Annotated in this window: 6 protein-coding genes and 1 pseudogene; 5 read left to right on the top strand and 2 right to left on the bottom strand. The window is 70.2% G+C overall.

The genetic code is table 11. The features are described from left to right. Nucleotides 1–216: 216 nt before the first annotated feature. Nucleotides 217–3,213, top strand: a complete 2,997-nt coding sequence (locus tag GA0115233_RS24080) for a bifunctional [glutamine synthetase] adenylyltransferase/[glutamine synthetase]-adenylyl-L-tyrosine phosphorylase (protein ID WP_093722357.1) — start codon at nt 217–219, stop codon at nt 3,211–3,213. A 10-nt stretch (nt 3,214–3,223) separates the two neighbouring features. On the opposite strand, the pseudogene GA0115233_RS24075 reads toward GA0115233_RS24080, so the two are convergent. Both GA0115233_RS24075 and GA0115233_RS24070 read right to left on the bottom strand, forming a co-directional pair. After that, nucleotides 3,224–4,089, bottom strand: a pseudogene (locus tag GA0115233_RS24075) (phosphatase PAP2 family protein). 108 nt (nt 4,090–4,197) lie between these two features. Next, nucleotides 4,198–5,232: a LacI family DNA-binding transcriptional regulator gene (locus tag GA0115233_RS24070; RefSeq protein WP_093722356.1), complete on the bottom strand. Its 1,035-nt coding sequence runs from the start codon at nt 5,230–5,232 to the stop codon at nt 4,198–4,200. A 380-nt stretch (nt 5,233–5,612) separates the two neighbouring features. Between GA0115233_RS24070 and GA0115233_RS24065 the strand changes: the two genes are divergently transcribed. From GA0115233_RS24065 to GA0115233_RS24050, 4 genes are all read left to right on the top strand, one after another. Beyond that, complete coding sequence (locus tag GA0115233_RS24065; RefSeq protein WP_093722355.1) at nt 5,613–6,881, top strand: extracellular solute-binding protein; 1,269 nt, start codon at nt 5,613–5,615, stop codon at nt 6,879–6,881. Between the two features lie 104 nt (nt 6,882–6,985). Beyond that, nucleotides 6,986–7,990, top strand: coding sequence for a carbohydrate ABC transporter permease (locus tag GA0115233_RS24060; RefSeq protein WP_093722354.1), 1,005 nt, complete (start codon nt 6,986–6,988; stop codon nt 7,988–7,990). Nucleotides 7,991–8,003: 13 nt separating this feature from the next. Then, nucleotides 8,004–8,912: a sugar ABC transporter permease gene (locus GA0115233_RS24055; RefSeq protein ID WP_093722353.1), complete on the top strand. Its 909-nt coding sequence runs from the start codon at nt 8,004–8,006 to the stop codon at nt 8,910–8,912. 211 nt (nt 8,913–9,123) lie between these two features. Continuing rightward, nucleotides 9,124–10,803 carry a glycoside hydrolase family 13 protein gene (locus GA0115233_RS24050; protein WP_093722368.1) on the top strand — a complete coding sequence of 560 codons (1,680 nt, stop codon included), beginning with the start codon at nt 9,124–9,126 and terminating at the stop codon, nt 10,801–10,803. Nucleotides 10,804–10,833 lie beyond the last annotated feature (30 nt).

The following is a 10,833-nucleotide window of genomic DNA, read 5'->3' as shown; positions in this document are numbered from 1 at the left end:
GGCCGGCGTCCGGTTGGGGGCACGGCAGAACCCACGGAACCGCCGGACCGAGGACGGACACCCCCCGGCGCGGCCCCGCCCCACCCACCCGCCGAAGGCGCTACGCGCACCCCCGTCCAGCCGCGCAGGCCGCCGCAGGCACTCGGCCCCAGCCCAGCGCAGCGGTTAGGCTCGACCCCAGTACGACCTTGATCGGAACGACAAGGAGGGCCGGGAATGACGGCGCCGGGGCGCAGAAGCAGCACCTTCACACGACTGCTCCGGCACGGCTTCACGGACCCCAGCGCGGCCGAGCGCCTCCTCGACGCCCCCGAACTGAGCGCCGTACGCAACGACCCCGTCCTCCTGGAAGCCCTGGGCGAAACCGCCGACCCCGATCTCGCCCTGCACGGCCTGGTCCGCCTCCTGGAGGCCCAGCCCGACCACACCGCGCACCGCGAGCTGCTCGACACGGTCATAGCCGCCAAGCCCCTGCGCGACCGCCTCCTCGGCGTCCTCGGCGCCTCCGCCGCCCTCGCCGAACACCTCGCCCGCCACGCCGACGACTGGCGCGCCCTCGTCACCTACGAGCCCCGCGACCTGCACCCCGGCGTGGCCGAGTTCGAGCGCGGCCTCGCCGAGGCCACCGACCCCGTCAGCCTCCGCGTCGCCTACCGCCGCTGCCTGCTCTCCATCGCGGCAAGGGACGTCTGCGGCACCACCGACGTCGCCGAGTCCGCCGCCGAACTCGCCGACCTCGCCACCGCCACCCTCCGCGCCGCCCTCGCCCTCGCTCGCACCGCCGCCCCCGAGGACGCCGCCCTCTGCCGCCTCGCCGTCATCGCGATGGGCAAGTGCGGCGGCCACGAGCTGAACTACGTCTCCGACGTGGACGTGATCTTCGTGGGCGAAGCGCTGGACGGCGCCGACGAGACCAAGGCGCTGCGCGCGGCCACCCGCCTTGCCTCCCACATGATGCGGATCTGCTCCGAAACGACCGTCGAGGGCAGCATCTGGCCGGTCGACGCCAACCTCCGCCCCGAGGGCCGCAACGGCCCCCTCGTCCGCACCCTCTCCAGCCACCTCGCCTACTACCAGCGCTGGGCGAAGACCTGGGAGTTCCAGGCCCTGCTCAAGGCCCGCCCGGTGGCAGGCGACATCGAACTGGGCGAGGAGTACGTCGCAGCGCTCGAACCCCTCGTCTGGAAGGCCGCAGAACGCGACAACTTCGTGGCGGACGTACAGAAGATGCGCCGCCGAGTAGTCGAAAACATCCCCGTCGCCGAACTGGACCGCCAGCTCAAGCTCGGCCCAGGAGGACTGAGGGACGTCGAGTTCGCCGTACAGCTACTGCAACTCGTGCACGGCCGAGCCGACGCCTCCCTCCGCAGCGGCACCACCCTGGACGCCCTCAAGGCCCTCGCCGCCGGCGGCTACGTAGGCCGCGACGACGCCGCCCAGCTGGACGCCGCCTACCGCTTCCTGCGCTCCATGGAGCACCGCATCCAGCTGTACCGGCTGCGCCGCACCCACCTGGTCCCCGAGGACGAGGCCGACCTGCGCCGCATCGCCCGCTCGCTGGGCCTGCGCAGCGACCCGGTGGCGGACCTGAACCGCGAATGGCGCCGCCACTCCGGCGTCGTACGCCGCCTGCACGAGAAGCTCTTCTACCGCCCCCTGCTCGACGCGGTGGCCCAGCTCGCCCCGGGCGAGGCCCGCCTGAGCACCGAGGCGGCCCGCGAACGCCTGGTCGCCCTCGGCTACGCCGACCCCGCCGCGGCCCTGCGCCACCTGGAGGCCCTGGCCTCCGGCGTCACCCGCAAGGCGGCGATCCAGCGCACCCTCCTGCCCGTCCTGCTCGGCTGGTTCGCGGACTCCGCCGACCCGGACGCGGGCCTGCTGAACTTCCGCAAGGTCTCCGACGCCCTCGGCAAGACCCCGTGGTACCTCCGCCTGCTGCGGGACGAGGGCGCGGCCGCCGAGAACCTGGCCCGCGTACTGTCCGCCGGACGCCTCGCCCCCGACCTGCTGATGCGCGCCCCCGAGGCGGTCGCGCTGCTCGGCGACGGCGACGGCGGCGGACTGGAACCGCGCTCCCGCGCCCACCTGGAGCAGGAGATCCTCGCCGCGGTCAACCGCGCCGACGGCGCCGCCCAGGCGGTCACGGCGGCCCGCGGCGTCCGCCGCCGCGAGCTGTTCCGCACGGCCGCCACCGACATCGTCGGCTCCTACGGCACCGAGGCCCAGCCCGCCCAGGCCGACCAGGGCGCACTGGTGGACCTGGTCGGCGACGCCGTTTCCGACCTGACCGCGGCGACACTGGCGGGCACCCTGCGCGCGGTGGTCCGCGAGGGCTGGGGCGACACCCTGCCGACCCGGTTCGCGGTGATCGGCATGGGCCGTTTCGGCGGCCACGAGCTGGGCTACGGCTCCGACGCGGACGTGCTGTTCGTGCACGAACCGCGCGAGGGCGTGGACGAGCAGGAGGCCGCCAAGGCGGCGAACCGCGTCGTCGCCGAGATGCGCAGGCTGCTGCAGATCCCGAGCGCCGACCCGCCGCTTGAGATCGACGCCGACCTGCGCCCGGAGGGCAAGTCGGGCCCGCTGGTGCGCACGCTGAAGTCCTACGGGGCGTACTACCGGCGCTGGTCCCTGGTATGGGAGTCGCAGGCGCTGCTGCGGGCCGAGCCGGTCGCCGGGGACGAGGACCTCGGCCGCCGCTTCGTCGAGCTGGTCGACCCCCTGCGCTACCCGGCCGCCGGGCTCGGCGACGAGGCGGTCCGCGAGATCCGGCGCCTGAAGGCGCGCATGGAGTCCGAACGCCTCCCGCGCGGCGCCGACCCCAAGCTGCACACCAAGCTCGGCCCGGGCGGCCTCTCCGACGTCGAGTGGACGGTCCAGCTCCTCCAGCTGCGGCACGGGGCGCACGAGCCGGGCCTGCGCACCACCCGCACCCGGGCCGCGCTCGCCGCGGCAGCCGCCGCCGACCTGATCTCCGCGGAGGACGCGGCCACCCTGGACGAGGCCTGGGTCCTGGCCACCCGGGTCCGCAACGCGGTCATGCTGGTCCGGGGCCGGGCGGGCGACACCTTCCCCTCGGAACCCCGCGAGCTGGCGGCGGTGGGCCGCTACCTCGGCTACGGCCCGGGCCACGCCGGCGACATGCTGGACGACTACCGCCGCACGGCCCGCCGGGCACGGAGTGTGGTGGAGGAGCTGTTCTACAGCGGCTGACAGGCCGCGCCTACCGCCGCTTCAGCAGCCGCGAACCCCGACTCGCCGCCTCCTCGGGCACCGCCTGCGGCAAGGCGTACGGCAACGCCCCGTACCACACCCGCGCCACCCCGTAACCGAAGGCCAGGCACAGCAGCCCGCCCACCGCGTCCAGCCAGAAGTGGTTGGCGGTGGCGACGATGACGACGAGCGTGGCCGCCGGATACAGCAGCCCCAGGACGCGCACCCACGGCACGGAGGCCAGCGCGAAGATGGTCAGCCCGCACCACAGGGACCACCCGATGTGCATCGACGGCATCGCGGCGTACTGGTTCGACATGTCCTTCAGGTCGCCCGAGGCCATGGAACCCCACGTCTCGTGCACGAGAACCGTGTCGATGAAGCCGCCGCCGGTCATCAACCGAGGGGGAGCGAGCGGGTACAGGTAGTAACCGAGCAGGGCCACACCCGTGGTGGCGAACAGCACGGTGCGGGTCGCCGCGTAGCGGCCGGGATGACTACGGTAGAGCCACACCAGGACACCCAGCGTCACCACGAAGTGCAGGGTGGCGTAGTAGTAGTTCATGCCGACGATGAGCCAAGTCACCGAGTCCACGGCATGGTTCACGGACCGCTCGAAGGCGAGTCCCAGGGTGTGCTCCGCCTTCCAGATCCAGTCGGCGTTGCGCAGGGCCTCGGCCCGCTGCTCGGGGACCGCGTTGCGGATCAGGGAGTACGTCCAGTAACTCACCGCGATCAGCAGGATCTCGAACCACAGCCGGGGCCGCCGGGGGCGCGCATCCGGTGCAGCAGACCCGGCCCCCGCGATGCCGTGACGGGCTGAGGAACGGCCGCCTGTGTGCGGTCTTCCGCCTCGGTCACGGTCGTGTCACCCATAGGCACAGAGTTTGCCAGAAACGCCTTCCCCCACCGATCATCCCCTGGTCCGGTTCCGGTCGCACGTCCTACGCCAGGCGTACCGTACCGGCGGCGAGTCCATCCGTCCTAGGGACGATTCTGGTCACCAGGGGCCGAAGCGGTCGAACCGCGCACCACCAGTTCCGGCATGAACACGAACTCGCTGTGGGGCGCCGGAGTCCCGCCGATCTCCTCCAGCAACGTGCGCACCGCGGCCTGTCCCATCGCCGGCACCGGCTTGCGGATCGTCGTCAGCGGCGGGTCGGTGAAGGCGATCAGCGGGGAGTCGTCGAAACCGACCACCGAGATGTCCGTGGGGACCTCAAGCCCCCGCTGCCGGGCCGCCCGTATCGCGCCCAGGGCCATCATGTCGCTGGCGCAGACCACCGCGGTGCAGTTCCGGTCGATGAGCGCCGTGGCCGCCGCCTGGCCTCCCTCCAGGGAGTACAGCGAGTGCTGGATCAGCTCGGTCTCCACGACCTCCGGGGCCAGGCCGAACTGGTCCTGCATGGCGCGGACGAAGCCCTCGATCTTCCGCTGCACCGGCACGAACCGCTTGGGACCGAGCGCCAGGCCGATCCGGGTGTGCCCGAGCGAGGCGAGATGCGTCACCGCCAGCGTCATCGCCGCGCGGTCGTCGGGGGAGATGAACGGCGCCTGCACCTTCGGGGAGAAGCCGTCGACGAGGACGAAGGGCACGCCCTGGGCGCGCAGCCGCTCGTAGCGCTGCATGTCGGCGGTGGTGTCCGCGTGCAGCCCGGAGACGTAGATGATGCCCGCGACCCCGCGGTCCACCAGCATCTCGGTCAGCTCGTCCTCGGTGGAGCCGCCGGGTGTCTGGGTGGCGAGCACCGGCGTGTAGCCCTGCCTGGTCAGCGCCTGGCCGATGACCTGGGCGAGGGCGGGGAATATCGGGTTCTCCAGCTCCGGTGTGATCAGGCCCACGAGGCCCTCGCTGCGCTGGCGCAGCCGTACCGGCCGCTCGTAGCCGAGGACGTCGAGGGCGGCCAGCACCGATTGGCGGGTGGTGGCAGCGACGCCCGGCTTCCCGTTGAGGACGCGGCTGACGGTCGCTTCGCTCACCCCCGCCTGCGCAGCGATGTCCGCAAGCCGTGTGGTCACGGCACTGGACTGTACCGGCCGTATGCCGCCTTGCACACCAATCGGGCGCCGGGTGCGGACGGTTGACCGGCGCGTAGCGCCTTGCTGCGACATGGCGTCCCCTCGATGAAACGGATAGCAAGAGCTTGCAAGTCTTGCACAACACCACCCAACACCGCTCAACCCCGCAGAACAACGGTCTCGTGAGGATCGCCCGGAGGTCACGCAGAGGTAACTTCAGTGATGCCTTGCACTTTTTTCTGCAAGGTCTTTCGCAGCGCTTACATGGCTGTTACGTTCACGTCGCCCGGCGGCCGCAACGGCGCAGTCGGCAAGACAGCAGGAACGGCAGACGGGGCCGATTCCTGCATCACACGGGCTTTCACCCTCAAGGAGAACTCATGCGGCGTGGCATAGCGGCCACCGCGCTGGTGGCGTCCCTCGCCCTCGCGGCGACGGCCTGCGGCGGAGACGGCGACAGTGGCGACAAGGCCGACGGCCCGGTCACCATCACTTGGTGGGACACCTCCAACGCGACCAACGAGGCGCCGACGTACAAGGCCCTGGTCAAGGAGTTCGAGGCCGCCAACAAGAACATCAAGGTCAAGTACGTCAACGTCCCCTTCGACCAGGCGCAGAACAAGTTCGACACCGCTGCCGGTTCCAAGGGTGCCCCTGACATCCTGCGCTCCGAGGTCGGCTGGACCCCGGCCTTCGCCAAGAAGGGCTTCTTCCTGCCGCTGGACGGCACCGAGGCCCTCGCGGACCAGAGCAAGTTCAAGTCCAACCTGATCGAGCAGGCCAAGTACGAGGGCAAGACCTACGGCGTTCCGTTCACCACGGACACCCTGGCCTTCGTCTACAACAAGGAACTGTTCGAGAAGGCCGGCGTCCAGGTCCCCAAGACCTGGGAGGACCTGAAGAAGGCCGCCGCCAAGATCAAGAGCAAGACCGGCGTCGACGGCTACTGGGGCTCCACCCAGGCCTACTACGCCCAGTCCTTCCTGCACGGCGAGGGCACCGACACCGTCGACGCCGCCGCCAAGAAGATCACCGTGAACTCCGCCGAGGCCAAGAAGGCGTACGGCACCTGGCTGGGCCTGTTCGACGGCAAGGGCCTGCACAAGGCCGACACCACCGCCGACGCGTACGCCCACATCCAGGAGGCGTTCGTCAACGGCAAGGTCGCCTCGATCATCCAGGGCCCCTGGGAGATCACGAACTTCTACAAGGGCTCCGCGTTCAAGAACAAGGAGAACCTCGGCATCGCCCGCGTTCCGGCCGGATCGGCCGGCCAGGGCGCCCCGACCGGTGGTCACAACCTCTCGGTCTACGCCGGTTCCGACAGCGCCCACCAGCAGGCGGCCCTGAAGTTCGTCAACTTCATGACCTCCGCCAAGGCGCAGGAGACCATCGCCCTGAAGAACTCCACGCTGCCCACGCGTGACGACGCCTACAGCGTCAAGGTCGTCGCCGACCCGGGCATCGCGGGCTACCAGGACGTCCTCACCGTCGCCCAGCCCCGCCCGGCGCTGCCGGAGTACAGCTCCCTGTGGGGCCCGGTGGACACCGAGCTGCTCGCCATCGCCGGTGGCAAGAAGTCCCTCGACGAGGGTCTGAGCAGCGCTGAGACCGCCATCGCCAAGCTGGTGCCGGACTTCAGCAAGTAACCAGCCCGTGACCGCCGGGTCCCGTCTCGACAGAGGGGGAGGGACCCGGCGGTCCACGAGCAAGGCCTGGCCCAACTCCTGATCTCCAGAAGGTGTCGAGAACCATGACAGTCGCCATCGACCGCGCCACCGGCAAGCGCCGCGGTGACCGCGCGCCGCGGCCCGGGCTGGGCCAGCGCCTCAAGCACTCCTACCAGAAGCACTGGTACGCCTACGCGATGATCACCCCGGTGGTCGTCGTGCTCGGTGTGCTCGTGCTCTACCCCCTGGCCTACGGCTTCTATCTGACGCTGACGGACGCCAACAGCCTCAACACGGCCCGCACGATCGGCGTCAACGAGATCGCGGCCACCTACAAGTTCATCGGCTTCGACAACTACGCCGACATCCTGTGGGGCGAGACCTCCTACGAGCGGTTCTGGTCCCACTTCATCTGGACGATCTTCTGGACGGCGGCCTGTGTCACCCTCCACTACACGATCGGCCTGGCTCTCGCGCTGCTGCTCAACCAGAAGCTGCGCGGCCGCACCTTCTACCGGCTCGTCCTGATCCTGCCGTGGGCCGTGCCCACCTTCGTCACCGTCTTCGGCTGGCGGTTCATGCTCGCCGACGGCGGCGTGATCAACTCCGGTCTGGAGTTCCTGCACCTGCCGACCCCGCTGTGGCTGGAGGACACCTTCTGGCAGCGGTTCGCCGCGATCATGGTCAACACCTGGTGCGGTGTGCCGTTCATGATGCTCTCGCTCCTCGGCGGCCTGCAGTCCATCGACTCCACGCTCTACGAGGCGGCCGAGATGGACGGCGCGAGCAAGTGGCAGCAGTTCCGCTACGTCACCCTGCCGGGCCTGCGCTCGGTCAGCTCGACGGTGATCCTGCTCGGCATCATCTGGACCTTCAACCAGTTCGCCATCATCTTCCTGCTGTTCGGCGACACCGCCCCCGACGCGCAGATCCTGGTCACCTGGGCCTACTACCTCGGCTTCGGACAGCAGCCGCGCGACTTCGCGCAGTCCGCCGCCTACGGCATGCTGCTGCTGGCCATCCTGATCGTCTTCACCTCCTTCTACCGCCGCTGGCTGAACCGCAATGACCAGCAGCTCGCGATCTGAGGCAGGAGCTTTGATGAGCACTACCGTTGAGACCCCTGCCGAGCCGAAGAAGGAGATCCGCGTGGCCCCCACACCGGGTACCGTGCGCCGCCGCGGCGAACGCAGCCGCGCCGCCTCCGCCGTCTCGCACGGCATCCTGATCGTGGCGAGCCTGGCCGCGCTCTTCCCGATCGCCTGGCTGGTCTTCCTCTCCCTCGGCCCGGACAAGGACGACTATCTCCACCCCGGTGACATCTGGGGGAAGATGACGCTGGAGAACTACTCCTTCGTCCTTCAGGAGACCAACTTCTTCGACTGGCTGTGGAGCACGCTGATCGTCTCGCTCGGCACCACGGTCATCGGCGTCATGATCGCCGCGACCACCGGGTACGCGGTCTCCCGGATGCGCTTCCCGGGCTACAAGAAGTTCATGTGGGTGCTCCTGGTCACCCAGATGTTCCCGATCGCCGTCCTGATCGTGCCGATGTACCAGATCCTGTCGGACCTCCAGCTGGTCGACACCTACCTCGGTCTGATCCTGGTCTACTGCTCGACCGCGGTGCCGTACTGCGCCTGGCTGCTCAAGGGCTACTTCGACACCATCCCGTTCGAGATCGACGAGGCCGGCCGGGTCGACGGACTGAGCCCCTTCGGCACCTTCGTCCGGCTGATCCTGCCGCTCGCCAAGCCCGGACTCGCGGTCGCCGGCTTCTACAGCTTCATCACCGCCTTCGGTGAAGTCGCCTTCGCCTCGACGTTCATGCTGTCGGACACGAAGTACACCTTCGCCGTCGCCCTGCAGACCTTCGTCAGCGAGCACGACGCGCAGCGGCAGTACATGGCCGCGACGGCGGTTCTGATCGCGATACCGGTCTCGGCGTTCTTCTACCTCGTGCAGAAGAACCTGGTGACGGGCCTGACCGCGGGTGGCACGAAGGGCTGACCCCGCCGGGGGCAGAGCGCCCCCGGGGAGTCCTCCTCACCCCCAGAGGAGCGTTGCCCTTCCTCCCCTCCCCAAAGGGGAGTCGCCCCCTTTCCCCCCAACCCGAGGCGGCCGCGGTGGCCATCCGACCCCGCTGCCACCGCGGCCGCCTCGACAGCCGTCGCTTCACCGCAGCCCCATGACCTCGAACCGATCACGCATCAAGGACACCATGAGCCAGCACTCCGCCGACCCGGCAACGACCTCCGCCGTCGCCACCGTCGCCCACCGCCGCGACTGGTGGCGGGACGCGGTGATCTACCAGGTCTATCCGCGCAGTTTCGCCGACAGCAACGGCGACGGCATGGGCGACCTGGAAGGCGTACGCTCCCGACTTCCCTACCTGCGCGACCTCGGCGTGGACGCCGTGTGGCTGAGCCCCTTCTACGCCTCGCCGCAGGCCGACGCCGGCTACGACGTGGCCGACTACCGTGCCGTCGACCCCATGTTCGGCAATCTGCTGGACGCCGACGCGCTCATCCGCGACGCCCACGAGGTGGGCCTGCGCGTCATCGTCGACCTGGTGCCCAACCACTCCTCCGACCAGCACGAGTGGTTCAAGCGGGCGCTGCGCGAGGGCCCCGGTTCGCCCCTGCGGGAGCGCTACCACTTCCGCCCCGGCAAGGGCGAGAACGGCGAACTGCCGCCCAACGACTGGGAGTCCATCTTCGGCGGCCCGGCCTGGACCCGGGTCACCGAGCCGGACGGCACCCCCGGCGAGTGGTACCTGCACCTCTTCGCGCCCGAGCAGCCCGACTTCAACTGGGAACACCCGGCGGTCAGCGACGAGTTCCGCTCGATCCTGCGCTTCTGGCTGGACATGGGCGTCGACGGCTTCCGCATCGACGTCGCCCACGGCATGGTCAAGGCGGAGGGTCTGCCCGACCTCGGCTCCCACGACCAGCTGAAACTGCTCGGTAACGATGTCATGCCGTTCTTCGACCAGGACGGCGTGCACGACATCTACCGCAACTGGCGGCTGATCCTCGACGAATACGACGGCGAGCGCATCTTCGTCGCCGAGGCGTGGACGCCGACCGTCGAGCGCACCGCGCGCTATGTGCGCCCCGACGAGCTGCACCAGGCGTTCAACTTCCAGTACCTGGGCACCGAGTGGGACGCGGCCGAGCTGCGCGAGGTCATCGACCGCACCCTGGAGGCGATGCGCCCGGTGGGCGCCCCGGCCACCTGGGTGCTGTCCAACCACGATGTGACCCGGCACGCCACCCGGTACGCCAACCCGCCCGGCCTCGGCACCCAGATCCGCACCGCGGGCGACCGCGAACTGGGCCTGCGCCGCGCCCGCGCGGCCACCCTGCTGATGCTGGCGCTGCCCGGTTCGGCCTACGTCTACCAGGGCGAGGAGCTGGGCCTGCCGGACGTCGTCGACCTGCCCGACGAGGTCCGGCAGGACCCGGCGTTCTTCCGCGGCGCGGGCCAGGACGGCTTCCGCGACGGCTGCCGGGTGCCGATCCCGTGGACCCGCGAGGGCTCCTCGTACGGCTTCGGCAGCGGGGGCAGCTGGCTGCCGCAGCCGCCGGAGTGGGCCGAGTTGAGCGTGGAGGCGCAGTCCGGCACGCCGGGCTCGACGCTGGAGCTGTACCGTGCTGCCCTGGCCGCCCGCCGGGAGCACCCGGACCTGGGCGCCGGTGACTCGGTGGAGTGGCTGAAGGCGCCGGAGGGTGTACTGGCCTTCCGTCGCGGTGAGTTCGTCTGTGTCGCGAACACCACCTCCGAGTCGGTGACCGTGCCGGCCCACGGCCGCCTGCTGCTGGCGAGCGGCGAGGTGGCCGAGGTCCAGGGCGAGGCCAAGCTGCCCGCCGACACCACGGTTTGGTGGACGACCGCCTGACCCGGTCGCACACCTGTGAGGGGCCCGCTT

The sequence above is a fragment of the Streptomyces sp. DI166 genome (assembly GCF_900091315.1).
In the GTDB taxonomy this organism is placed as follows: Bacteria; Actinomycetota; Actinomycetes; order Streptomycetales; family Streptomycetaceae; genus Streptomyces; species Streptomyces fuscus.
This window is presented reverse-complemented; position numbering and strand designations above follow the sequence as displayed.

Bases quoted from the DNA above. Each gene is read 5' to 3' on its own strand.
- GA0115233_RS24080 (WP_093722357.1), top strand. From the start codon at position 217: ATGACGGCGCCGGGGCGCAGAAGCAGCACCTTCACACGACTGCTCCGG.
- GA0115233_RS24065 (WP_093722355.1), top strand. From the start codon at position 5,613: ATGCGGCGTGGCATAGCGGCCACCGCGCTGGTGGCGTCCCTCGCCCTC.
- GA0115233_RS24060 (WP_093722354.1), top strand. From the start codon at position 6,986: ATGACAGTCGCCATCGACCGCGCCACCGGCAAGCGCCGCGGTGACCGC.
- GA0115233_RS24055 (WP_093722353.1), top strand. From the start codon at position 8,004: ATGAGCACTACCGTTGAGACCCCTGCCGAGCCGAAGAAGGAGATCCGC.
- GA0115233_RS24050 (WP_093722368.1), top strand. From the start codon at position 9,124: ATGAGCCAGCACTCCGCCGACCCGGCAACGACCTCCGCCGTCGCCACC.